Below are 23,195 nucleotides of genomic sequence, written 5' to 3' on the forward strand. Positions count from 1 at the left end.
ATGAGAAAGTTTCTATTCGCAATTGCTATTTCTACCTTATCGCTTCCTTCATTTTCTCAGATTGTAAGCTTAAATCCCCAAGAAATTAATAAGCTGAAAACCAATATTAAGAACGATGCCGAAACCAATAAACTTTACACAGGCTTCCAAAAATCAACTTTAAAATATTTGGATGAGCAACCAAATCCTATTGATACCATCCGCACTGAAGGTTTGTTAAAGGGAAATACAAAAAAAGAAAAGACATCGATCGCTTTGAGAGACATGACTAAAATGTTCGCTTTGGCACTCGAATTTCGTTTGAGCGGGAATAAAAAATATTTAAACAAATGTGTAGAATTTTTAAAAGCCTGGTCAGAAAATAATCATCCAAATGGTGATCCTATTGATGATACAAATTTGGATAATGCAATCGAAGCTTATGATCTGATTAAATCTGAGATTTCATTAGGCGACAAAAAAGTTATAGAAAACTGGCTATCCGCAACCGCGTTAGCAGAAATTAACAGCAAAAGAATGGTTGCCGGACGCGGAACGGCCACCAATAACTGGAATTCGCATCGATTAAAAATTGTTGGCGAAATTGGTTATGCTTTAAATAATCCCAAATTCATCGATTGGGCAATTGAAAATTTCAAAACACAAATCAATGTTAATCTGAATCCAGACGGAACAAGCATCGATTTTAAACAACGCGATGCCATGCATTATCATATTTATGATTTAGAGCCCATGCTGAGGTTGGCAATCATAATTGATAGAGCAAAAGGAATTAATTTTTACAGCTACGAATCGCCCAAAGGCTCATCAATTAAAAAATCGGTCAATTGGCTGTTGCCTTACGTTAAAGGAGAAAAGCAACACGAAGAATATGTAAATACAACAGTTAAATTTGATCGAGATCGAGCCAAAAACAATGAGCCTGGCTTTGCTCCCGGTACTATGTTTAAACCTACTTTAGCTTTGCCGGTGCTTAAGCTTTCCGTTTATTTTGATCCGTCTCAAGCTGATATTCTTTCATCAATTAATCAAAAAGCAAATAATTGGCAGTCTGTACTTGATGGTGTTCAACTTTCAAAATAAATAAAGTTTCAATAAGTTTTGAAAGTTTAAAATAATCATTATATTTGTTTATGGAATTAGCAGCAGCAAAACTGAAATTTATTGAGGCTTGGGGGAAATTAGGCTCTGAATGGGGAATTAATAGAACCATGGCTCAAGTACATGCTTTACTTTTAATTTCTCCTGAGGCATTAACCACAGAAGAAATTATGGAGAATTTGAGTATTTCTAGAGGGAATGCAAATATGACGCTTCGCGATTTAATAGGCTGGGGACTGATAGAAAAACAACATAAAGCTGGGGAGCGTAAAGAATATTTCTTTGCTGATAAAGATGTTTGGAACATTGCTAGACAGGTTGCCAAAGAACGCAAAAAAAGAGAGCTGGAACCGGTACTTAAAATCCTGACTGAGCTTTCTACTGTTGAAGGTGATGAAAAAGACCCTGAGTTTAAAACCTTTAAAAAATCGGTTAACGATATAAATAAACTGGCGAACAATGTAGATAAAACTTTAGAAACCATGTTAAAAGCGGAAGAGAACTGGTTTTGGAGTTCCGTTTTAAAAGTTTTTAAATAGAAACAAAGACAGTTAACAACTTAAGCCCTATTTTATTATAAGGCTTTATTTTTCAATCTATTCTTTCATTTTTTACTGAAAGTTTTAAAATTAAAATAATATGAAAACGCTTAATCATCATGTCATTTTGTTTGATAATGAATGTCCTATGTGTTACGCTTACACCAAAGCATTTGTTAAGGTTGGAATGTTACCAAATAATGGCAGAGAGGCCTACCAAAATATGCCTACAGAAATTTGCCCATTGGTAAACCAACAAAGAGCAGCTAATGAAATTGCTCTTGTAAATACTGAAACTGGAGAAGTAACTTATGGCATTCAAAGTTTATTTAAAATTATCAGCAATGCAATCCCTATTTTCAAACCTCTATTTACATTTGAGCCATTTGTTTGGATAATGAGTAAAGTTTACGCTTTCGTATCTTATAATAGAAAGGTGATTATTCCCGCAGAAATTAAAGGAAATAGTTTACAGCCCACTTTTAAAATCCATTATCGCATTGCTTATTTATTGCTGACCTGGTTGGCTACATCTTATATTTTAACAAAATATGCTTACCTACTAACTGACTTTGTCCCGCTCGGAAGCCATTATAGAGAATATTTTATTTGTGGCGGACAGATGATTTTTCAAGGAATTATAATCAGTTTTTACAGAAAAGATAAATTGTGGGATTATCTAGGCAACATGATGACGATTTCTTTCGCCGGCTCATTATTGCTGATTCCAGCTCTATTTGTTGCGAATCATTTTAACCTTGCCCCTTTATTTTTTATACTTTACTTTTTAGCAGTTGCTGGGTTAATGCTTTTGGAACACATTCGCAGAAGTAAGCTTTTAAAATTGGGCTGGATCATGAGTATCACTTGGATAGTATATCGTTTAATTATTTTGGAATTAATTTTAAGCTTGTAGAAATCATGAAATACGGAAAAATAATTTTTGCTGGAGGAAATGGATATTTGGGTGGCATTTTAGCTAAGCATTTTAGTGGGCTCGCAAACGAAGTAATTATTCTATCACGAAAACCTCAAGCCGAAAAAGGAAACATTAAAACTTTAATCTGGGATGGAAAAACTATCAGCACTTGGAAAGAAGCGCTAAATGGTGCTGACTTACTCGTAAACTTATGTGGCAAAAACGTAAATTGTAGATACACTGAAAAAAATAAAACCGAGATCATAAATTCAAGAATATTACCTACCCATTTACTTGGTAAAGTGATTGAGGATTTAGAAAATCCACCAAAACTTTGGATTAATATTACTTCAGCTACCATTTATCGCCATGCGGAGGATGGATCACAAGATGAATTAACCGGAGAAATTGGGTATGGATTTTCTATTGATGTTTGCAAAGCGTGGGAAAAATGTTTTTTTGAAAGTGAAACGGCTAAAACCAGAAAAATAGCTTTAAGAATGGGCATTGTGCTGGGCAGAACAGATGGCGCTTTTCCTCGGTTGCTTACGCTTGTAAAGTTAGGAATGGGTGGCAAACAGGGAAATGGCGAACAACAAGTAAGTTGGGTGCACGAGCAAGATGTAGCGAATAGTATAGAATGGTTACTTAATCATGAAGAGATTCAAGGTATTGTAAATTGTACTGCTCCAGATGTAATTAAAAATAAGACCTTAATGCACAATATTAAAAAAGCTTATGGAATTGGATTTGGTTTACCTGCTCCCGCTTGGCTTTTGGAGATGGGCGCTAAAATAATCGGAACAGAAACCGAGCTAATTTTAAAAAGTAGGTGGGTTATCCCTACGGTTTTATTAAATAGTGGTTTCAAATTTCAATATGGAAAAAGTGAAGAAGCGATTAATGATATTTTGAGTTTGAGGGTTTAGAAAATGTCAATCATAATTATCAAAACAATCGTTAATGCACCTATTGAAAAATGTTTTGATTTAGCTCGAAGTATAGATCTTCACGTACAATCTATGCGAAATTCTAACGAGAAAGCGATAAACGGAAGGCAATCAGGCTTAATAGAATTAAATGAATCTGTTACTTGGAAAGCGAAACATTTTGGAATCTATTTCAGAATGACCAACAAAATTACAGTCATGGAATTACCGAATCTGTTTATTGATGAGATGATTAAAGGCCCATTCCTTAAACTCCATCATAAACATCAGTTTAAAACAGTTGGATTAAAAACAGAAATGACAGATATTTTTGAATTCAAAGCTCCACTGGGGATTTTAGGATGGCTAGCCGAGCGATTATTTCTGAAGCGTTATTTGGAAAAACTGCTCATTGAAAGAAATAAAGTAATCAAACTTGAAGCAGAAAAACCCTAAACAATTTAGCAGTATAAATTTCTTTGGAGCCTCATCGTCCTCTCGACTGGAGCATAGCGGAATGGAGAGATCTTAGAAATAGAAAACCTTATAATATGTTAACGAATCGTTTAAAGATTCCCCCTCGCAAAAAGCTCGTTCGAAATGACGATAAGTCTGCAGAAAAGCTGTAAAACAAAAAACCCCGAAACAATTTCGGGGTTTAAATTTTTATTTAACTTCTTCGTAATCTACAAAGTCGCCGAGTTTATCTGTTTTACCTTGATCGGGTTTTGGAGGCATATAATCTATCGAAATAGAACCTTCAGGTTTTGACCTTCTTTGTTGCTGTTGCTGACCAGTTGCCTGCTGTTGCATTTTGCTTGCCAGGTTATTGAAGAGCATTGGAAGAATCAAACGGATTAAAAGTCTGAGCAACCAAAGCACCAATATGGTTATGAAAATGAATTTAATTAGTGGCATATTAATTTAATGTTACTACAAATATAGACGTAGGTAATTTTATTTTGTTACTTTTTTAATCTTTAATTGCAATTTAATTACAAATAACTAACGTATAGCCAAGCCTTATGGTTTTAATAAAATGTTAATGTAACGTTCTTCCTTAATTTTATCTGACGATTTTTCTGCCACTTTTACGCTTTCGATTTTAGCTTGTGAAAGATATATTCCATCACGATTTATTAATTTTTCACTATTTATGTAGATAGGCAAATTGCGATCTCTTTTTTTGAGTTTACCTAATAGCTTATCTAAAGTGAGAAGCTTAACATTTTTCTTTAGCTTAATTGCAATTACTCCATTTTTGGCCTTATCTCCATATTTGTCTTTTACCTCTGCATACTTAAAAACATTCATGGATTCTATATCCTTTGGATCAATGGCTGAAAAACCAATGAGATTAAAATCCTCAATGTCGTTAACAACATACAAAGGAGAATTTGCTATTATCCCAGCTCTTGATGGTCCACAAATTCTGATGGATTTTTCAGGTTTTATAACTCGATTCTTTTCTAAATCACGATTGAAGGCATCGGATATTTGCGCTGATGCATTTCCAGCCAAAATAAAAAACAAAAATAATAGGGGTATAAGTTTCATCAATCTTCGGTTATTTCAGCAACACGGCCTACCGGACCATCTTCGAGCCTAACCTTTATTCCTCTAGAATGAAATGCGGATGAAGTAAGTAGATCTTTAACCACTCCGTAAGTGATGTTGCCTGATCTTTGATCTTTCTTCAAAATAATTCCGACTTCTAATCCTGGATAAATGTCTTTTCTGTTTCGCCCGTCCATTGTGCTGTATAATATTGATGATGAAAGCACCAAAATTCCATAATTATTTTGAATATCTATGGCAATTTACTAAAATCTATTTCAGGTTTTTTTCCGGTTGATGTTCTGTTCAAAATACTTTTTGGTGCAGTAAAATTATTAAAAAAGCCACCATTCTTTAAATAAAATGATCCTTTCTCAATTCCGCCACCATAGTCCATCCGATAACCTTTAGCACCAGTATTGTCTGTTGTAAATCTGGCTGATTTTAACTCTGTCCATGTTCCTTTATCATCACAAATCCATTGGTTGTTAAAAAGAACGGTTCTCGATTTATCGCCTTGCTCTGGAACAAAATTTTCTAAAAAGGAATGAAATCTTTTTAAATACGTTTGGGTTAGAGGTCTTTTAAAGCTTGCAATTAATTGCCATTTGCCAATTTCTGGAGCAAAAAAGTAAGCTGTATAAGTTGTTGTGCTGTCTTTTTCAGGTACTCCGTGAAGTAAAAATTTATAGGTATTGCCAGCCTTCCAAATGTAATTTAAATAACTCTGCCCGCCAGAACCTTCATTTCCAAATTCTCCCGTGTGTACATTTTCTCCCTTTTTAAGCATTTTAATTTTGTGAGATTCTGGAATACTTTTAGGATCATCGGTACTAAAAGGGCTCCATACCGAAAATAGAATGTGGCGCTCTGTCGGGCTGTTTACCTGCATCCCGAAATAACCTTCTCCAAAACCATTTGCCATAAAATACGAGCCCAAAATATCTTGTCCAACAGGAACAGTAGCCTCATTATAATACCATTCTGCATTTAAATTTTCTGGCTGAAGATAATTCAGATGGACCGATGGGCCCCTCCTTCCCCAATGGAAAAAGTTGCCATCGTTATTTTTCACATACGCAACTTTACCATCCAAAACACTTCCAGAAATGTTCAAAGTAGAAAAAGATGGATATAGATTTTGAGTTTTGCTGATGCCCGTTATTTTTAAGGCAACGTAACCCGTATCTTTAATTTTCCACTCGCCTATTTTGCCGTCGAATGCTTTAGCTTGATCAAATGTGATTTTCTTTGATTGATTATTGATGGTAAATTCCAGTGTAGAGCTTCCATTAATAACTGGTTTATCTCCTATAGAAATTATAACCGTTCCCGCTTTAGAAACTCTGAAATAAGCTGTAAAAAATTCTTTTGGGTTGTTCCAATTGGCAATGCCTTTATTGGTGATTGTTCTGCCTCCATCAACATGCAAAGAGCTGTAAGCATTGCCTGCAAGGGGTAATGAAATAGATTCGGGCTTTTGGGCGAAAGATGTAAAGCCGAAAAGTAATAGAATGAAGAAAAGGTTTTTTAAGGGTTTCATCTGTTAATAGTTAGGTTTGAGAACAATCCGAATTGATATCTTCTTTACCATATCCGATGAAACCTTAAAAAGTACTATATAAAAATTTTATTTCCCGAATTTCTCGTTAAACATTTTCTCTAGAGCAAACATTTCATCACGCATTTTTGCTGCCTGTAAAAAGTCCATATCTTTTGCCGCCTTCTGCATATCCTTTTTAGTGGTATCAATTGCCCGCTGTAACTCTGCCTTACCCATATATTGTACAATTGGATCCGCAGCAATGCTGATCTCTGCATTTTCCACATAAGCTCGTGCTTTATTATCGCTTGCTTTTTGAGAGAAATCCAATACCGAAGTTTGCTCTAATATCGCTTCGCGAGATTTACCAACAGTTCTAGGCGTAATGCCGTGCTCTAAATTATACGCAATCTGAATATCTCTCCGTCGATTTGTTTCGGAAATGGTTTTCTCCATACTGTCTGTAATTCCATCAGCATACATAATTACCCTACCTTTATCATTCCTAGCCGCACGACCAATAGTTTGAATCAATGACTTTTCTGAGCGCAAAAACCCTTCTTTATCGGCGTCTAAAATGGCAACCAAAGTTACTTCTGGCAAATCCAATCCTTCACGAAGTAAGTTAATTCCAATTAAAACATCGAACTCACCCAAACGCAAACCACGTAATATTTCTACCCGCTCCAAGGTTTTAATTTCGGAGTGAATATATCTCGTTTTGATGTTCAACCGATCCATGTATTTGGTTAATTCCTCGGCCATCCGTTTGGTTAAAGTGGTTACCAAGATCCGTCCGCCTTCTTTAATGGTAATATCGATTTCATCCAATAAATCATCTACTTGATTAATTGCAGGGCGAATTTCAATCACTGGGTCTAACAAACCTGTTGGGCGAATTACCTGTTCAACCACAACACCTTCCGATTTTTCCAATTCATATTCTGCCGGAGTTGCGCTAACATAAATGGTTTGAGGCGCAAGTGCTTCGAACTCATTAAAATTTAATGGCCGATTATCTAACGCAGCAGGCAGGCGGAAACCATATTCTACCAAGGATAATTTTCTAGACCTATCGCCACCATACATGGCTCTAATTTGAGGAACGGTAACATGACTTTCATCAATGACCATTAAATAATCTTCAGGGAAATAATCCAATAAACAGAATGGGCGCATACCAGGGCTTCTACCATCAAAAAACCTAGAATAATTTTCAATCCCAGAACAATAGCCCAATTCTTTCATCATTTCGATATCGAAATTGGTTCTTTCTTCTAAACGTTTTGCCTCTAATAAATGTCGATCTGCAATTAACTGATTTTTTCTAATTTCTAATTCTTCCTGAATCCCCCAAATGGAAGAATTAAATCTATCCTTCGGCGTAACGAATAAATTAGCTGGATAAATGGCCATATCTTCCAGTTTTTCTAGCGTTTTGCCAGAAACTGGATCAATGGCAGAAAGCTCTTCAATATCATCACCAAAGAAAGAAACACGATAAGCATGATCTAAATAAGCAGGATAAATATCAACCGTATCTCCCTTAACCCTAAAAGTTCCACGTTTAAAATCTGTTGTAGTTCTGGCGTACATAATTTCTACCAAACTGTGCAAAAATGCATTTCTCGAAATCCTCAATCCTACCCCAAAACGAAAAACCATTCTTGAGAAATCTTCAGGGTTTCCCATACCATAAATGCAAGAAATGGAGGAAACCACGATCACATCTCTCCGACCGCTCATTAAAGCGGAAGTAGTGCGTAAACGAAGTTTTTCGATTTCTTCGTTGATGCTTAAATCTTTTTCTATGTAGGTATTGCTTGAAGCGATAAATGCCTCAGGCTGGTAATAATCGTAATAAGAAACAAAATAATTAACGGAATTTTCTGGAAAGAAATTTTTAAACTCTCCATAGAGTTGCGCCGCTAATGTTTTATTGTGACTTAAAATAAGCGTTGGCTTTTGCGTTTGCTCAATAACATTTGCGATGGTAAATGTTTTTCCTGAGCCTGTTACACCTAATAAAGTTTGGTAGTTTTCGTTGGCATTTACACCATCTACCAATTGTTTTATGGCACCTGGCTGATCTCCCGTTGGCTGATATTCGGATGTGATTTTAAATTTCATTGTCTAAATCAAATATACGATTTTGGCTTCAAAGACTAAACAGAGGAAAGTCAGGAAAGTTGGATTTTAATTTAAACTCTACCCTAATTCTATGCAAATTCAAAATAAAAGTAATGTAAATTCAAAATAAGAGGGAACGGTTTAAAGAGGTTCCATTAAAAGATAATCTAATACCCTAAGATTATATGTTATCTTGAATATAGTAAACTGTTTCATTTAAATAAACACCAACCTAGTAAATCAAAAGTTAAACTTTCGATTTACTAGGTTAAACAAAAAATCCCCGTTAAATTTTAACGAGGATTAAAACGCTGAATGGAATTCAGCTTATAATTTTATTATTATTTGCTCGAGGCTTTCTGCATTGGGTTTTGTCCAACAGATTGGCCTCTAACGGCGCCACCGGCTTTCGTTTTGTAAACTTTAAATTTACTTTCTTTGGCTTTACCTCCCCAAGTATTATTGCTTGTATCAATATCAGCAGTTTCGCGTAATGGATCCACTAGAATAGATTCAACTTCTTTATCCTTAACATAGAATTTAGATGTTTTTAATTCGTTGTGTCTCCAAATTTGAGCCGGAATCCGATCTACTTCTTTAGTTCCGTCTTTGTAAGTGAACTCAACAATTATCGGCATAACCAAACCGCCTTTATTGCTGAAATCTAATTCGTAAAAATATTTATTCTGATATTTCTGCTGATCATTTTCTGCAACAACATCTAACGGAATTGCCATTTCTACTTTTATTGCTGTTGAAGTATCAACCGAAACTAATCCTCTATCGTATTTATAATAGAAATCTTGAGCTGCGGTATTTTTATCGGTGTAGAATCCAATTTTTTTATCTTCTCGGTTTCTGATTTTAGAAATATCCTGAAATGCATTTACGGCAGGTTTATCAATTTTAACCATTCTCGATCTAGCAGCAGGCAATGTTGTTGGGAAATCTGCTTTTGCAAATTTAACGCTGTCCAAAGAGATATCGCAAGGCTCCGTTCCGTAAAACCAACCTCTCCAAAACCAATCTAAATCTTCGCCACTTGCATCTTCCATCGTACGGAAAAGATCTGCTGGCTGAGGGTGTTTAAACGCCCATCTTCTAGCATATTCTTTAAAAGCATAGTCAAAAAGCGCTCTGCCCATAATGGTTTCACGAAGAATATTTAATCCCGTTGCTGGCTTAGAATATGCATTCGGACCAAAACGTGCTATGTTTTCAGAATTGGTCATAATTGGTTCCAACTCATCTTTAGGCAATTTCATGTAATCAACAATGGTATAAGCCGGGCCTTTTTTACTTGGAAAAGTGTTATCCCACAACTCTTCCGTTAAATACTCTACAAAAGAGTTTAAACCTTCGTCCATCCAAGTCCACTGGCGTTCATCGCTATTTACAATCATTGGAAAGAAGTTGTGCCCAACCTCGTGGATAATAACCCCTAGCATTCCATTTTTTGTGCTTTCGCTATAGGTTCCGTCTGCATCAGTACGGCCATAATTAAAACAGATCATTGGATATTCCATTCCGTTTGCAGCCTCAATGCTTTGCGCAACTGGATAAGGATAAGGAATTGTAAAATCTGAATAGGTTTTAATAGTATGTGCTACTGCCCTTGTAGAGAATTTGCTGTACAAGTTATAGGCTTCTTTTCCGTAAAAACTCATACACATAACGGTGTTGTTATTGGCTTGAATTTTTTGTGGCATTGCATCCCAAATAAACTTACGAGAAGCTGTCCAAGCAAAATCGCGAACATTATTAGCTTGGAAAACCCAAGTTTTTTTGGTTGTTGCTTTTTTGGTTTCCGCAGTTTTAGCTTCGGCTAAGGTTTGAATTTCTACTGGCGCAGAAGCAATTTTTGCTGCATTGTATCTACTCAATTGAGTTGGATTTAAAACTGCACTGTAGTTAATACATTCTCCGGTTGCGCCAATCAAATGATCTGCAGGAACTGTCATTTGAACTTTGAAATCGCCAAAAGTTAAAGCGAATTCGCCTCTCCCTGTAAATTGATGATTTTGCCATCCTTGAAAATCGCTGTACACACAAAGGCGGGGATACCATTGAGTCATCGTGAACAAATAGTTTCCATCAGCAGGAAAAAATTCGTAACCACCACGACCACCAACGCTCATTCTATCTGTAATTTTATAATTCCAATCTACATTGAAAATAAATTTTTGTCCCGTTCTTAAAGCAACTGGCAATTCAATTCTCATCATCGTTTTATTAACCGTGTAGGCTAATTTTTTACCGGTAGCATCCGTTAGTTTAATGATGTTGATTCCATTTCCGTTATTGGTTTTCGAACTTAACTGATCAATGTTTTGAGTGGTTCCCATCAAAGGAAGCTTCGTAGCATCTTGATAGTTAGCACTTTTATCTGTACTGTGCTCATTTTCATCCAGCTGTAACCAGATGTATGTTAATGGATCAGGAGAATTATTGGTATAGGTTACCGTTTCAGAACCTGTAAGCAGAAGATTTTTCTCATCCAGCTCGCACTTAATGTTGTAATCTGCACGTTGTTGCCAATATTTTACACCTGGCGCACCACTTGCGGTTCTTTGCTCATTCGGTGTAGGTAAAATTGTACCTAATTGCTCAAACTTATTCCCGTGGTTGCTCCCAGGGTTGTTCTGAACGTCTTGAGCGATAGCCAAACTGCCAGTAAAAAGCAGGAGGCCGGTTAAAGTAAACAGTTTATTCATGTTTGTTATATAGTTAAAAGGGAATTCTCTCTAAAGCCATTTTTAAAGCCAGGCTAAATACGGCTGCCGAAATAAATAATACCCAACTCAGGCGCTTAATATGAGTATAGTTAAAAATAAGCCACGTAATTGCTAAAATTATTACAACCATAAATACTTGGCCAGCTTCTAAACCGACATTGAAGCCAAATAAGCTCCAGCCAATATTTTGATCTTTAGCCAGCATAATCCTAATCGAATTTGCAAAGCCCATTCCATGGATTAAGCCAAATCCCAAAGCTAAATAGTAATTTATTTTAACCGATTTTAGTGAAAAATCCTTTCTAAATAAATTACTCAAGGCCGTTATTACAATGGTACAAGGAATTAAAAACTCTACCCATTTGCTTTCAAACCTGATCACATCCAAAACACTTAAAAGCAAGGTTAGAGAATGGCCAATGGTAAAGGCTGTAACTAAAATCAGCACCTGTTTTAAATTTCTGTAACTATAAATAGCAACCAAAGCCAAAATAAACAGTTGATGATCTAAAGCATCTGCGCTTATAATATGTTCCCAGCCAAGTTTAAAGTAAAATACGAAATCTTGTAACGGCATTATAATAAATTCGCTTTATGCATGAAGCTTTAGTACTTTTGAAAGCTTAAAATTAAAGTATTAATTATTAAAAAGGTAAAATTGTTGTAGATGCATCTCTTAAATACCAAATTTGTTACCATATTTCTTGTTTTTGCGCTGAGTGGGATCTTAAATGATAAAAAGCACCCACTACACGTAAGTACAACTGAAGTAAATTTCAATGCGAAGGATAAAACCCTAGAAATTAGTGCGAGAATTTTTACGGATGACTTCGAATCTGTGCTGGTTAAACTTTATAAGCAAAAAACCGATTTATCTAACCCAGCCATGAAGCAAAAAATGGATGAACTGGTTAAAAAATATTTACTTACTCATTTACAGTTAAAAGCGAATGGAAAACCAGTTGCTCTAAATTATATCGGTTTTGAGATAGATCATGAAGCCACAAATATTTACTTTGAAGTAGAAAAAATTCCTGCAGTAAAATCAGTAGAGGTTAACGACACTATTTTATACGATATGTTTGATGATCAGATGAGTATCGTTCATATTGTGAAAGCAGGGAACAGAAAAAGTACAAAAATTCTATATCCCGACAAAAGTTTTACGGCAAACTTTTAATTGTAATTTTTGTATTAGATATTAAATTAAGGTTAAAAAAAGCTTTAAGTTTAATATCCCTATAATGTGAAGGAAGTTGTGAAGAGATGATTTTTGCTTAGGAATTTGTTTATAATCTTAGTTATAACAGTGCCAATTTGTTTAAATAAGTTATGCATTTAATCGTTTTCTCTACCCTATTAACGCCTCGAATAAAGTATATCTTCAATTTTATATTTAAGGATATTTTAAAAACCGAAGTAGAATTTACAGGCAACAGTCAGTATTTTTTGCAAAGCGAAAATATAAAAATTAGTTATGGAGATGCGCCAATTGCTGATGAGTTATTTTTTAAATGCACATCGCTACTTTTATCAAACAAGGTTGAAGAATTTAATTTAAAAACAACATTGTTTGGAGAATATCAGGTTCCTTTCCCTGTTAAAGACTCATTATTGCCTTTTGATGTTTTCGCGGCTTCTTTTTTTATCGTGAGCCGATATGAGGAATATCTTCATCAAAAAACATCTACAGAAGATTTCAAGGCAAGTAAAAGCCATCAATATAAATGGAAGATTTTAGATAAACCGATTATTGATGAATGGGCACTTATCTTAAAAAATCTAATCCTAAAAAAATACCCAAGCTTTAAGTTTCATGATAAAAAATTCGTTCAACAGCCTACCATAAATTTTACCATTACACCCAATGTGCCCGATGGTTTTTTATCTAAAACCAAATTTTTTATCAGCTCGGTATTTAAAAAAGAGAATGTTTATTTAACTTCAAAGTTTGATAAAATTACGGGCTTGGGTGTAGATAATGAAGCTGTTCTTACTGATCTGGAAAAATCGCTCGGCAAAAAAAGCAACCCACTTTACTTCATCAATTTCCCTAATGTTCCTGATGAATATATTCGTAAAAATGGAATCTCAGATTTACTGGCAGAAAAATCAGTTGGCTTACTAAGGCCGTGTGCTAGCGAGGCACAGAAGGTTAGCGAGATTAAGGAAAGCATATTAAAGCTCAAAAAAATACATCCCGAACAAATAAATTTGACAAGTCAGCAATTGGAGGTTTTACGCTTTCCAATCTGTTATTTAAATCTATTAAATTCTGGCATAACATCCGATTACTCTATGGGTTATGCAGATACCGCCGGTTTTAGAGCAGGAACTTGTACACCGTTTAATTGGTACGATTTGCAATTAGAAAAGGTAACGCCCTTAAATGTGAAATCTTATTGCATCAGCGATAGCGTGTTACAATTTAAACATTTAGAGGAAGCTAAGCGACTGATTAATGATTATATCGATGCAGTAAAGGTTGTTGATGGCTCTTTTTTCAGTAGCTGGGAACTGCGGAGTTTATCGGATCATTACAAATACAAAAAGCTGAAAACTATATTTGGAGAAATGTTAAAATCTGCAGGCAACTAAAGCGTTAAAATTTAGGGTTACCAGCTAACAGTTTCCTTAATAAACCCTAAATTTAAAAACTAAATAAAGTGCAATCTATCGCACTGCCAGAAAAAGCTTATTATGATTTTTAACCTCAGCAAAACCAAATCCATCGCAAACACCTTTGTTGCAGAACTTCGCGACCAAGAAATCCAGAAAGATTCCATGCGTTTTCGTAAAAATCTAGAACGTGTTGGTGAGTTTTTTGCTTATGAAATCAGCAAAAATTTGGCTTATAAATCAAAAGAAGTAACAACTCCCTTAGGTTTATCACAATGCGAAGTACTGGAACATCAACCGGTTTTGGCAACCATATTAAGGGCTGGACTTCCTTTACAACAGGGTTTGCTAAACATTTTTGATCAGGCAGAATGTTGCTTTATTTCTGCCTACCGAAAAGTTGAAAAAAGTGGCGATTTTGTTATACAGATGGATTATGTTTCTACACCAGATTTAGATGGAAGGGTATTAATTATGGCTGATCCAATGTTGGCAACGGGACAAAGTATGGTAATGTGCTGCAAAGAATTAATGAATCGTTATAATATTAGCGAACTCCATATTGTTGCCGCAATAGCCAGTACTGAGGGTGTTATGCATGTGCGGGCAAACTTGCCAAAGGCTAAACTGTGGCTTGGTGCTATAGATGAAGAAATGACGAGCAAATCGTACATTGTGCCGGGTTTAGGCGATGCTGGCGATTTAGCGTACGGAGAGAAGGTGTAACCAGGATTTGAAAAGATTTAAGGATTTCCAAGATTCTAAAATTCAACCCATCAGTTCGAGTTTTTTACAACAAATCATTTATTAATAACCTAATTAAAATTTCAACAGTCTTGCAACATCAAAAAAAACATATTTTCTTCGATTTAGATCATACCATTTGGGATTTCGATCGCAATGCAGAAGAAACATTAAACGAACTTTATCATACCTATAAATTACATGATTTAGGTTTAACTTCCTGTTCAGATTTTATCACAAAATATACAGAAAACAATCATCAGCTCTGGGCAGATTATCACTTGGGAAAAATAACCAAAGACTTTTTAAGGGCGGAGCGTTTTAGCAAAACCTTTATTCAATTGGGGATTCATCCAGATGTTGTTCCGCATCAATTTGAAGATGATTACGTAAACATCTCCCCAACCAAAACCAATTTATTTGAAGGTGCTGAGAACGTTTTAGCATATCTTCAACAGAAATATACCTTGCATATAATTTCCAACGGATTTAAGGAAACCACTTTAACCAAAATGGATTTATCGAGGCTAAACCCATACTTCACCAACGTGATTATCTCTGAAGATGTTGGCGTTAACAAGCCCAATCCTATAATTTTCGAATTTGCATTGGATCAGGCAAAGGCAAATAAAACAGAAAGTATAATGATTGGCGACAGCTTGGAAGCAGATATATACGGTGCTTTAAACTTCGGAATGGAAGCTATTTTCTTTAATCCTACAAAAAAGGAAAAACCGGCAGATGTGGAAAAGGAAATCACACATTTAGAAGAGTTATTAACTTTATTTTAAGCTTATCTACTATCTTTATTTATGAATCCGAGCAAAGTTAAAACTTCATTACACCAAATTGTTGATGCTTATAAAGCAAAACTTTCTTCTTATTCTGACAATATTTTCCAAGATATACCTCCAATAAACGGTTGGAGTTACAGCGAAGTTTATTCTCATATTTTCGATTCGAGTTTACTTTCTTTGATGGCTCTCGAGAACAGTGCAAGGGATAAAGGCGAGAATCAGCCAACGCATTTTGCCGTAAAACTGATTTTATTTTTCGGTTCACTACCGCCTGCAAAAAAATATAAGGTTCCGAAAAGGTTAGCCGAAAGAGTAAAAAAAATCAGCAAAACTGAAGCCATGGATTTCATCTTGGAATTCGAAGAGGCATTAGATCAGGTTTATCCATTAGTGCCAGGTGCAAAAACCAACTCAAAAACCAAACATCCGAGGTTGGGCTATTTAAATGCAAAACAATGGTTAAGGTTTACAGAAATTCATTTGAAACACCATTTGAAGCAATTGGTCCGCATAGAAAAGAGTTTTCAGCAAAGCGTTTAAATTTTACATCTTTGCGTTAATGAAATTACCCACCATAAAAGGTTTTGATGAAGAAGCATTCAACAAGTATTTAAAAAATGCTGGGTGGGTGATGTTCGGCAAAGGCTTAAGCCTTATCGTAAACCTTTTAATCGCCACTTATCTTGGTCCAATTTTATTTGGTGATTTAACTTTTGGACTATCATTAGTTGCAATTTTAGCTGCCGTAGGTGCACTCGGGCTTGATACATTTATTGTTCGAGAAATTATTCAGGAACCTAGTAAACGTGATGAAATTCTAGGCACATCTTTATGGCTAAGAATAGCTACAAATGCACTTCTTATTCCTATAGCTATTGGTATTTATCTAATCAGCCATGGTTTATCATCAAACCCGGGAGCACCACTTACGTTACTTGTTGGTTTACTTGCATTAGCATCATTTTTCAAATCTTTTAATGTTATTGATTCTTATTTCCAGTCGCAGGTACAATCTAAATATGTAGTTCAAGTACAAAATATCTGTTTAATATTTACCTCTGTTCTTAAAGTAGTACTTATAACTTTAAGTTTGCCTCTATTATATATTGTTTTTGCATACGTACTAGACGGATTAATTTTAGCTGTTGGTTTGGTTGTTGTTTATCAAAAAAGAGGATTCAATATTTTCGATTGGAGCTTTAGTAAACAGAGAGCAAAATCTCTTATCAAAAAATCAACCCCATTAATTCTTTCTGCGGTAATGGTTTCCATATACATGAAGATTGATGTGGTAATGCTTAAAAGTATTGGTAGCAAAGCCGTTGGTATTTATGGCGCTGCCCAAAACTTAAGCGAAGGATGGTACTTTATTCCAGTTGCAATTGTAACATCTGTATTTCCGGCATTACTAAATGCACGGAAAACCGACTTAGAAAGATATCGAAAACGCTTAGGAAATTTATATGATTTACTTGTTTTTATCAGCATACCAGTTGCACTATTCATAAGTTTTTTTGGTTCATACATTATCCACATCATATATAATGGAAAATACGATGGCGCAGGTCCGATGTTATCCATTCACATTTGGTCGGGCATTTTTGTATTCTTAGGAACGGCTAGTTCTCAATATTTAGTTGCCGAGGGTTATACAAAAATTTCCTTTTATAGAACAGCCGCTGGAGCGATAGTAAATATAGTTTTAAACCTATGGCTTATACCAAAATATGCAGGGATTGGTGCATCAATCGCTACTTTAATAGCATGTTTCGTTTCAACATTTTATCTTTTATTAATCCCTAAAACTAGGCAACAAGGTATAATGATGTTAAAATCGTTATTTTTGGTCACAGCATTTCAAAAAATATTTAAACGTTGAGTACTCTTAAAGCATTAACAACACTAATTGCTAAGCCCAATAGGCTAAAAGCATTATTATCTTACGGACATAAAGGCTATTTAAACAGCATCGGCTGGTTTACTGCTTTTGATAAAAAACAAGCCGTAGATGGCAAAGGCGAAGCTCTACCGTGGGTAACCTATTCTTTCATCGATTTTATAAAGGAGAGAATAAATAAAACTCAGAATATTTTCGAATATGGATCTGGAAGTTCAACCATATTTTACGCCAAAAAAGCCGGCACAGTTACTTCGGTAGAGCATGATAAAGGCTGGTTTGATATGGTTAAAAATACGAGCCCTGCAAATGCTGAAATGATTTTTTGTGAACTGGTAAAGAATGGCGAATATTCAAAAAAGGCTTCCCTTTTAAATAAGAAATTCGAAATTATTATCGTTGATGGTCGCGATCGAGTAAACTGTTGCAAATATAGCGTAGAGGCATTGAGTAGTAATGGCGTAATCGTTTTAGACGATAGTGAACGCCAAGTTTATAATCCTGCAAGAATTTTTCTTAAAGAAAAAGGTTTTAAAGAACTAAGTTTCAGCGGAATTTCGCCGGGTTTATTTTACGAAAAAGCGACCTCAGTTTTTTATAAGGCAGATAATTGTTTGGGTATATAAATCACCATAAATTCATTTTATGCTTAGCGAAGAAGTAAAAAAAGCTTACGATAATTTTTATACCAATAGCGATGTTGCCTGGCGAATGCTTGGTGCAAAATATAAGGCCCAGAACATTGTTGATGTTTGTAAAAGCATTAAACCCAAAAAAGTTTTAGAAGTTGGCGCAGGCGATGGCAGTATTCTTCATTTTTTAAACGAATGGAATTTTGCTCCAGAACTTTTCGCTTTAGAAATTGCTCAAAGCGGTGTAGAATTAATTACCGAAAGAAACCTTTCTCACCTGAAAGAAGCACAAACTTTTGATGGATATAAAATCCCTTATGAAGATGATTCATTCGATTTAGTCATTTTAGCCCACGTTCTTGAACATGTTGAACACGAACGGATTTTGATTAGAGAACTAAAAAGAGTTGCAAAATATATCGTTGTCGAAGTTCCAAAAGATTATCGTTTTGGTGTTGATAAACGGATGAAGCACTTTCTGGATTATGGACACATTAATATGTACACGCCAACATCATTAAGGTTTTTACTACAAAGCGAAGGCTTGGAGGTGATTAAAGATAAGGTTTCTATGACTGCTCCTGAAACGGTTAAGTTTAACGAATTTGTAAATAGAAAGGCTCCAAAAACCTTTACAAAGAATTTAAAAATCGAACTAGAATATCGAATTAAGAAAACTCTGGGAAACCTTCTCGGAGAAAAGAAAAAAGAACAGTTTGCGAATGCTTATACTGTTTTAACGCAAAAATCGGATTCAAATTTGCATATATTTTAGAAATTACCATATAAGAAATGTAAGATAATATTTCATCAATCTCTATTCACTAAAACATCCTTTTATAGTTTTCACCTAGACTTAAAAGCGTAGTATGATTTTAACCAGAGATTATTTAAAAAATTTAGTTTATAAAGTTAACGGAGCAGCAATTGAAGTACATAAAGCCTTAGGCCCTGGCTTGCTAGAATGCACCTATCATAAATGCATGGTCCATGAATTAAAAGCGAAAAATATTAATTTTATATCCGAATTAACCATACCAATAAATTACAAAGGATTGGAGCTTGATGCAGAATTACGCTGCGATTTATTAATTGAAGACACTTTAATTGTGGAATTTAAATCAGTCGAACGCATTCATCCTATTCATGTTGCTCAATTATTAACTTATATGAAGTTACTGAAACAACCCATGGGCTTAATGATTAATTTTAATTGTCCACATATATTTAGCGAGGGGCAAAAAACTTACGTTAACGAATTTTACGAATCGCTTTATTAATCTATTTTTGTATCCAGCTTACATTTTTCTCACATTTCTTATATGGTAAAAAACAAATAATTAGATGCAAAACCTTGCCCCAATAGCACTTTTCGTATATAACCGTCCGCAACATACCTCGCGAACCATAAAGTTTTTGCAGCAAAATGAACTAGCTGCCGATAGTCGTTTATATATATTTTCTGATGGAGCGAAAACGCCACAAGATGAAGAAAAAGTTGCGGAGGTAAGATCAATAATTAATAAAATTGACGGTTTCAAAACCGTTAAAATCATTGAGCGAAAAGAAAATTCAGGCTTGGCTAATTCTGTTATTGCAGGCGTAACCCAATTGATAAACGATTATGGGCAGGTTATCGTTTTTGAAGATGACTTAGTTACCTCGCCACATACGCTCACTTATTTTAATGACTCCTTAAACCGTTATCGTGAAGAGGAAAAAGTGATGCACATTGGCGCATATATGTATCCATTAAAAGCGGATAATTTACCGCAAGCATTTTTTTATAGAGCGGCCACAAGCTGGGGCTGGGCAACCTGGGCTAGAGCTTGGAAAAACTTCGAGCCGAACATCGATACACTCATAAATCAATTTGATAAAAAGAAGAAATCAGCATTTTCTATAGATAACAGCATGAATTTCTGGAAGCAAATGCAGGAATTTAAAAAAGGAAAAAACAACAGCTGGGCAATCCGCTGGTATGCTTCTATTTTTTTAAAAGGTGGCTTAACATTAAACCCATCTCAATCTTTGGTTAATAATATTGGTCACGATGGCACAGGCGTTCATTCTGGTATTAATGATATTTACAATGTAATCATCAATCCAAAACCCATTACACAATTTCCAGATGTAGTTAAAGAAAACCCTGAGGCATATCAAACCATCAAGAGTTTCCTAGCCAATAGAAAAGGAAATTTGGCCTCTAGAATCAAGCGTTTTGTAAAAGAAAAACTTGCTCAATATTTTTCAAAATAAGATTATTTAAATATATCCTGCTTACAATGAGATTGCTTTGTCGTTCCTCCTCGCAATGACGATAATCGGAGCGTCATTGCGAACCGAAGGGCTAGGAATGTGGGGAGAGTGAAGCAATCTATTTCATCTACACCTAATTAATAATTTAACTCAAGTTATTAACAAATCATTATGATTTAAAATGTTTTGATTTGAATTCCTCAAAAGAAATTGTGTCTCCGTTATTAGCCTGACTTAAACCTCGATTGATACTTTGAAGCAGATGACTTGGTAATTCATCCTTTTTAGATTCAAAATTGATATTCTGCTCTTTCATAAAAGCCTTTATGGCTTCCAATTGTTTTTCATTTTTTGGATGTATCAAAAGTGTTTCCATAGTTTAATTTAATTATTTATCAATTCACATAGCTTTATAACATTTCAATTAACTATTCTTTGTAATTTGGCATATCTAAGCTATAATTATGAGACTATTATTTATTCTTTCTATATTTTTTTCCATAAATTCTTTTGCTCAAAAACCACCACAGCCATATGGTGCATTGCCATCCAAAAGGCAATTGGCGTGGCATGATATAGAAATTTATGGTTTAATTCATTTTACACCAACTACTTTCGAAAATAAAGAATGGGGCTTTGGAGATGCAGATCCAAAAAGCTTCAACCCAACCGATTTTAATGCAGATCAAATTATCAAGGCTGCTAAAGCCGGTGGATTAAAAGGCATAATTTTGGTTGCAAAGCATCATGATGGTTTTGCCCTATGGCCAACAAAAACAACTGATTACAATATCAGTAAAAGTCCTTTCAGAAACGGAAAAGGAGATTTGGTTAAGGAAATAGAGCAAACGGCTCGTAAAAATGGATTAAAATTTGGTGTTTATTGTTCTCCTTGGGATAGAAATAACCCTAAATATGGAACCTCTGAATATTTAGCTACTTATCAAGCGCAGCTTAAAGAATTATATAGCAATTATTGCGAACTTTTTATGAGCTGGCATGATGGCGCTAATGGTGGAGATGGATATTATGGTGGTGCTAGAGAAGTTCGTTCCATAGATAATACAACGTACTACGATTGGGATAATACTTGGGCAATAACGCGTAAAATGCAGCCCATGGCCAATATTTTTAGTGATATTGGTTTAGATATCCGTTGGGTTGGAAATGAAAATGGAAACGCAGCAGAAACAAGCTGGGAGACTTTTACGCCATTGCCTCCTGAGGGAAAAAATGTTGCCGTTCCGGGACAGGCAAATTATCCACAAAGCCCTGAAGGCATTAGAAATGGCAAGTTTTGGATGCCTGCAGAATGCGACGTTCCTTTAAGAAATGGCTGGTTTTATCATCCAACAGAAAAGCCAAAAACCCCTGAGATGCTTTTCGACTTGTATTTGAAAAGCGTTGGTCGCGGTGCAGGTTTAGATTTAGGTTTGGCACCAGATACCCGCGGACAATTACACGAAGATGATGTAGCTTCCTTAAAAGCTTTTGGAGATTTAGTTAAACATACCTTCGCAAACAATCTTGCTCAAGATGCTCATATTGTGCCAACCAATACTCGTGGCAAAAACTACAATATTGTAACCTTATTGGATAATAACAAAGATAGTTATTGGGCAACAATGGATCAGGTTCATGAAGCGAGTTTAGAAGTTGATTTAAAAAGCGCTAAGACTTTTGATATTATCAGTTTGCAAGAATATATCCCCTTGGGACAGCGAATTGAAGCTTACAATGTTGAGATTTTCGAAAAAAATAAATGGAAAAAAATCTATGATGGAACGAGTATTGGCGCAAAGCGATTAATCAAATTAGATACTCCGGTAACGACTTCAAAAATTAGAATAAACATTACGAAATCGCCGGTTTGCATTACCTTAAGCGAGTTTGGAATTCATAAGAAAACGGAATAAGAATTTATTTTTTCGCCTCTAAGATAATATAAGGTGATAAACTTTTGCTCTCGAAAGGAATAATTTTTGTAAAAACTTTCCCAGCTAACCAAACTATCTTTTTGAATAAACGCACAGTTACAGATTTCTGACTTTCGTTTTCTAACCACACACTGAAATGACCAAAATAACCAGCTTTAACCATTTTCAATCCTGCCTTTTCACAAATTGATTTTAGCAAAGCTGGATTCATACTATCGATATTATGTTTATCGTAATTCTCTTTATCAAAGTTTTTTTGAAACCAACCATTAACCGCTTTGAAGTTTGGCAAAGTGATAAACAATGTTCCACCGGGTTTTACAAAAGCAATATGTCGATTAATAATATCTGCAGTATCGTTAAAATGTTCAATTAAACCACAGCTTAGTACCAAATCATACTGTTGTTCTGGAGTGTAATTAAACAAATCCGTTTCGATGATGTGAATATCCTTTTCGGTTAAACCGTTTTTATCAAGAAGCTCATTTACAACAGGTGGGTGAACAAAATAATCTAAAAGGGTAACATCAAGCTTAAAATATTTCTTTAAAAAAACAGCATAATAACCAGGGAAACCGCCTAACTCTATGGCCGTTTTAACATTGCCTTTTTCGATAACTTCTGCCAGTTGGCGATGAAATACATAATCGGATGGCAACTCAACAGCAAGTCCTTTTTTACTTTCCCAATAATTTACCCAAAAAGCTCTGTCTGTTAATAAATTTGCCATGTATTAAAATAATTCAATCCCAAAGAAACGGAAAATTTGTTTAACTGTATAACTGATTAATTGTTAAAACCGAAAAGACTAATTGCATAAAAAGAAAAATCAGTCAATCATAATGCCACCAGCCAAA

At 35.0% G+C, this 23,195-nt stretch carries 25 protein-coding genes; 16 read left to right on the forward strand and 9 right to left on the reverse strand.

What is annotated here, in order from left to right; translation table 11 throughout:
- The 5 genes from H7U22_RS09165 (at window position 1) to H7U22_RS09185 (ending at window position 3,944) form a co-directional block, all read left to right on the forward strand.
- Window positions 1-1,083: an alginate lyase family protein gene (locus H7U22_RS09165; protein ID WP_187071060.1), complete on the forward strand. Its 1,083-nt coding sequence runs from the start codon at window positions 1-3 to the stop codon at window positions 1,081-1,083.
- Between the two features lie 50 nt (window positions 1,084-1,133).
- Window positions 1,134-1,640 (forward strand): GbsR/MarR family transcriptional regulator, encoded by a 507-nt coding sequence (locus tag H7U22_RS09170; RefSeq protein WP_187071061.1) that lies wholly within the window; start codon window positions 1,134-1,136, stop codon window positions 1,638-1,640.
- Window positions 1,641-1,740: 100 nt separating this feature from the next.
- The gene (locus H7U22_RS09175; RefSeq protein WP_187071062.1) at window positions 1,741-2,556 is read left to right on the forward strand and encodes a DUF393 domain-containing protein; all 816 of its coding nucleotides are present in this window, start codon (window positions 1,741-1,743) and stop codon (window positions 2,554-2,556) included.
- A 5-nt stretch (window positions 2,557-2,561) separates the two neighbouring features.
- A complete protein-coding gene (locus H7U22_RS09180) occupies window positions 2,562-3,488 on the forward strand; it encodes a TIGR01777 family oxidoreductase (RefSeq protein WP_187071063.1) in 927 nt (308 codons plus the stop codon).
- 3 nt (window positions 3,489-3,491) lie between these two features.
- Window positions 3,492-3,944 (forward strand): SRPBCC family protein, encoded by a 453-nt coding sequence (locus H7U22_RS09185; protein ID WP_187071064.1) that lies wholly within the window; start codon window positions 3,492-3,494, stop codon window positions 3,942-3,944.
- A 210-nt stretch (window positions 3,945-4,154) separates the two neighbouring features.
- Here the strand turns inward: H7U22_RS09185 and H7U22_RS09190 are convergent, their stop codons facing one another.
- The 7 genes from H7U22_RS09190 to H7U22_RS09220 form a co-directional block, all read right to left on the reverse strand.
- Window positions 4,155-4,406 carry a DUF4834 family protein gene (locus tag H7U22_RS09190; protein WP_187071065.1) on the reverse strand — a complete coding sequence of 84 codons (252 nt, stop codon included), beginning with the start codon at window positions 4,404-4,406 and terminating at the stop codon, window positions 4,155-4,157.
- A 105-nt stretch (window positions 4,407-4,511) separates the two neighbouring features.
- A complete protein-coding gene (locus H7U22_RS09195) occupies window positions 4,512-5,045 on the reverse strand; it encodes a hypothetical protein (protein WP_187071066.1) in 534 nt (177 codons plus the stop codon).
- Complete coding sequence (locus H7U22_RS09200) at window positions 5,045-5,242, reverse strand: YwbE family protein (protein ID WP_187071067.1); 198 nt, start codon at window positions 5,240-5,242, stop codon at window positions 5,045-5,047. Before H7U22_RS09200 ends, H7U22_RS09195 begins: the two co-directional genes overlap by 1 nt.
- 56 nt (window positions 5,243-5,298) lie before the next feature.
- Window positions 5,299-6,588: a DUF3472 domain-containing protein gene (locus H7U22_RS09205; protein ID WP_187071068.1), complete on the reverse strand. Its 1,290-nt coding sequence runs from the start codon at window positions 6,586-6,588 to the stop codon at window positions 5,299-5,301.
- 87 nt (window positions 6,589-6,675) lie between these two features.
- The gene (gene uvrB / locus H7U22_RS09210; RefSeq protein WP_187071069.1) at window positions 6,676-8,718 is read right to left on the reverse strand and encodes an excinuclease ABC subunit UvrB; all 2,043 of its coding nucleotides are present in this window, start codon (window positions 8,716-8,718) and stop codon (window positions 6,676-6,678) included.
- Window positions 8,719-9,059: 341 nt separating this feature from the next.
- A complete protein-coding gene (locus tag H7U22_RS09215; RefSeq protein ID WP_187071070.1) occupies window positions 9,060-11,432 on the reverse strand; it encodes a M1 family metallopeptidase in 2,373 nt (790 codons plus the stop codon).
- Window positions 11,433-11,445: 13 nt separating this feature from the next.
- Window positions 11,446-12,030, reverse strand: a complete 585-nt coding sequence (locus H7U22_RS09220) for a HupE/UreJ family protein (RefSeq protein ID WP_187071071.1) — start codon at window positions 12,028-12,030, stop codon at window positions 11,446-11,448.
- A 90-nt stretch (window positions 12,031-12,120) separates the two neighbouring features.
- Between H7U22_RS09220 and H7U22_RS09225 the strand changes: the two genes are divergently transcribed.
- The 10 genes from H7U22_RS09225 (at window position 12,121) to H7U22_RS09270 (ending at window position 20,401) form a co-directional block, all read left to right on the forward strand.
- Window positions 12,121-12,633, forward strand: coding sequence for a DUF6702 family protein (locus H7U22_RS09225; RefSeq protein ID WP_187071072.1), 513 nt, complete (start codon window positions 12,121-12,123; stop codon window positions 12,631-12,633).
- Window positions 12,634-12,785: 152 nt separating this feature from the next.
- Window positions 12,786-14,051 (forward strand): DUF7033 domain-containing protein, encoded by a 1,266-nt coding sequence (locus H7U22_RS09230; protein WP_187071073.1) that lies wholly within the window; start codon window positions 12,786-12,788, stop codon window positions 14,049-14,051.
- A 102-nt stretch (window positions 14,052-14,153) separates the two neighbouring features.
- Complete coding sequence (gene upp / locus H7U22_RS09235) at window positions 14,154-14,798, forward strand: uracil phosphoribosyltransferase (RefSeq protein WP_187071074.1); 645 nt, start codon at window positions 14,154-14,156, stop codon at window positions 14,796-14,798.
- A 110-nt stretch (window positions 14,799-14,908) separates the two neighbouring features.
- On the forward strand, window positions 14,909-15,607 hold the full coding sequence (locus H7U22_RS09240) for a YjjG family noncanonical pyrimidine nucleotidase (RefSeq protein ID WP_187071075.1): 699 nt from the start codon (window positions 14,909-14,911) through the stop codon (window positions 15,605-15,607).
- Between the two features lie 21 nt (window positions 15,608-15,628).
- Complete coding sequence (locus tag H7U22_RS09245) at window positions 15,629-16,153, forward strand: DinB family protein (protein WP_187071076.1); 525 nt, start codon at window positions 15,629-15,631, stop codon at window positions 16,151-16,153.
- A gap of 19 nt (window positions 16,154-16,172) precedes the next feature.
- Window positions 16,173-17,492, forward strand: coding sequence for a flippase (locus H7U22_RS09250; RefSeq protein ID WP_187071077.1), 1,320 nt, complete (start codon window positions 16,173-16,175; stop codon window positions 17,490-17,492).
- Window positions 17,489-18,136: a class I SAM-dependent methyltransferase gene (locus tag H7U22_RS09255; RefSeq protein ID WP_187071078.1), complete on the forward strand. Its 648-nt coding sequence runs from the start codon at window positions 17,489-17,491 to the stop codon at window positions 18,134-18,136. Before H7U22_RS09250 ends, H7U22_RS09255 begins: the two co-directional genes overlap by 4 nt.
- Before the next feature lie 19 nt (window positions 18,137-18,155).
- Window positions 18,156-18,917 carry a class I SAM-dependent methyltransferase gene (locus H7U22_RS09260; RefSeq protein ID WP_187071079.1) on the forward strand — a complete coding sequence of 254 codons (762 nt, stop codon included), beginning with the start codon at window positions 18,156-18,158 and terminating at the stop codon, window positions 18,915-18,917.
- Between the two features lie 94 nt (window positions 18,918-19,011).
- Entirely contained in the window at window positions 19,012-19,422 is a 411-nt protein-coding gene (locus tag H7U22_RS09265; protein ID WP_187071080.1) for a GxxExxY protein, read from the forward strand.
- Between the two features lie 64 nt (window positions 19,423-19,486).
- Window positions 19,487-20,401 (forward strand): glycosyltransferase family protein, encoded by a 915-nt coding sequence (locus H7U22_RS09270; protein WP_187071081.1) that lies wholly within the window; start codon window positions 19,487-19,489, stop codon window positions 20,399-20,401.
- Window positions 20,402-20,570: 169 nt separating this feature from the next.
- Here H7U22_RS09270 and H7U22_RS09275 read toward each other — a convergent pair whose 3' ends face one another.
- Window positions 20,571-20,777, reverse strand: a complete 207-nt coding sequence (locus H7U22_RS09275) for a DUF2683 family protein (RefSeq protein ID WP_187071082.1) — start codon at window positions 20,775-20,777, stop codon at window positions 20,571-20,573.
- An 88-nt stretch (window positions 20,778-20,865) separates the two neighbouring features.
- Here H7U22_RS09275 and H7U22_RS09280 point away from each other — a divergent pair, with 88 nt between their 5' ends.
- Window positions 20,866-22,317 carry an alpha-L-fucosidase gene (locus H7U22_RS09280; protein WP_222621828.1) on the forward strand — a complete coding sequence of 484 codons (1,452 nt, stop codon included), beginning with the start codon at window positions 20,866-20,868 and terminating at the stop codon, window positions 22,315-22,317.
- A 4-nt stretch (window positions 22,318-22,321) separates the two neighbouring features.
- Here the strand turns inward: H7U22_RS09280 and H7U22_RS09285 are convergent, their stop codons facing one another.
- On the reverse strand, window positions 22,322-23,068 hold the full coding sequence (locus tag H7U22_RS09285; protein ID WP_187071083.1) for a class I SAM-dependent methyltransferase: 747 nt from the start codon (window positions 23,066-23,068) through the stop codon (window positions 22,322-22,324).
- Window positions 23,069-23,195 lie beyond the last annotated feature (127 nt).

The sequence above is a fragment of the Pedobacter fastidiosus genome, assembly GCF_014306625.1.
Classification (GTDB): Bacteria; Bacteroidota; Bacteroidia; order Sphingobacteriales; family Sphingobacteriaceae; genus Pedobacter; species Pedobacter fastidiosus.

What these genes read in the sequence shown, in the direction of transcription:
- H7U22_RS09230 (WP_187071073.1), top strand. Translation starts at nt 12,786, where the DNA reads ATGCATTTAATCGTTTTCTCTACCCTATTAACGCCTCGAATAAAGTAT.
- H7U22_RS09205 (WP_187071068.1), bottom strand. Translation starts at nt 6,588, where the DNA reads ATGAAACCCTTAAAAAACCTTTTCTTCATTCTATTACTTTTCGGCTTT.
- uvrB (WP_187071069.1), bottom strand. Translation starts at nt 8,718, where the DNA reads ATGAAATTTAAAATCACATCCGAATATCAGCCAACGGGAGATCAGCCA.
- H7U22_RS09200 (WP_187071067.1), bottom strand. Translation starts at nt 5,242, where the DNA reads ATGGACGGGCGAAACAGAAAAGACATTTATCCAGGATTAGAAGTCGGA.
- H7U22_RS09180 (WP_187071063.1), top strand. Translation starts at nt 2,562, where the DNA reads ATGAAATACGGAAAAATAATTTTTGCTGGAGGAAATGGATATTTGGGT.
- H7U22_RS09245 (WP_187071076.1), top strand. Translation starts at nt 15,629, where the DNA reads ATGAATCCGAGCAAAGTTAAAACTTCATTACACCAAATTGTTGATGCT.
- H7U22_RS09165 (WP_187071060.1), top strand. Translation starts at nt 1, where the DNA reads ATGAGAAAGTTTCTATTCGCAATTGCTATTTCTACCTTATCGCTTCCT.
- H7U22_RS09170 (WP_187071061.1), top strand. Translation starts at nt 1,134, where the DNA reads ATGGAATTAGCAGCAGCAAAACTGAAATTTATTGAGGCTTGGGGGAAA.
- H7U22_RS09175 (WP_187071062.1), top strand. Translation starts at nt 1,741, where the DNA reads ATGAAAACGCTTAATCATCATGTCATTTTGTTTGATAATGAATGTCCT.
- H7U22_RS09250 (WP_187071077.1), top strand. Translation starts at nt 16,173, where the DNA reads ATGAAATTACCCACCATAAAAGGTTTTGATGAAGAAGCATTCAACAAG.
- H7U22_RS09275 (WP_187071082.1), bottom strand. Translation starts at nt 20,777, where the DNA reads ATGGAAACACTTTTGATACATCCAAAAAATGAAAAACAATTGGAAGCC.
- H7U22_RS09225 (WP_187071072.1), top strand. Translation starts at nt 12,121, where the DNA reads ATGCATCTCTTAAATACCAAATTTGTTACCATATTTCTTGTTTTTGCG.
- H7U22_RS09285 (WP_187071083.1), bottom strand. Translation starts at nt 23,068, where the DNA reads ATGGCAAATTTATTAACAGACAGAGCTTTTTGGGTAAATTATTGGGAA.
- H7U22_RS09280 (WP_222621828.1), top strand. Translation starts at nt 20,866, where the DNA reads ATGAGACTATTATTTATTCTTTCTATATTTTTTTCCATAAATTCTTTT.
- upp (WP_187071074.1), top strand. Translation starts at nt 14,154, where the DNA reads ATGATTTTTAACCTCAGCAAAACCAAATCCATCGCAAACACCTTTGTT.
- H7U22_RS09215 (WP_187071070.1), bottom strand. Translation starts at nt 11,432, where the DNA reads ATGAATAAACTGTTTACTTTAACCGGCCTCCTGCTTTTTACTGGCAGT.
- H7U22_RS09190 (WP_187071065.1), bottom strand. Translation starts at nt 4,406, where the DNA reads ATGCCACTAATTAAATTCATTTTCATAACCATATTGGTGCTTTGGTTG.
- H7U22_RS09265 (WP_187071080.1), top strand. Translation starts at nt 19,012, where the DNA reads ATGATTTTAACCAGAGATTATTTAAAAAATTTAGTTTATAAAGTTAAC.
- H7U22_RS09185 (WP_187071064.1), top strand. Translation starts at nt 3,492, where the DNA reads ATGTCAATCATAATTATCAAAACAATCGTTAATGCACCTATTGAAAAA.
- H7U22_RS09220 (WP_187071071.1), bottom strand. Translation starts at nt 12,030, where the DNA reads ATGCCGTTACAAGATTTCGTATTTTACTTTAAACTTGGCTGGGAACAT.
- H7U22_RS09195 (WP_187071066.1), bottom strand. Translation starts at nt 5,045, where the DNA reads ATGAAACTTATACCCCTATTATTTTTGTTTTTTATTTTGGCTGGAAAT.
- H7U22_RS09260 (WP_187071079.1), top strand. Translation starts at nt 18,156, where the DNA reads ATGCTTAGCGAAGAAGTAAAAAAAGCTTACGATAATTTTTATACCAAT.
- H7U22_RS09270 (WP_187071081.1), top strand. Translation starts at nt 19,487, where the DNA reads ATGCAAAACCTTGCCCCAATAGCACTTTTCGTATATAACCGTCCGCAA.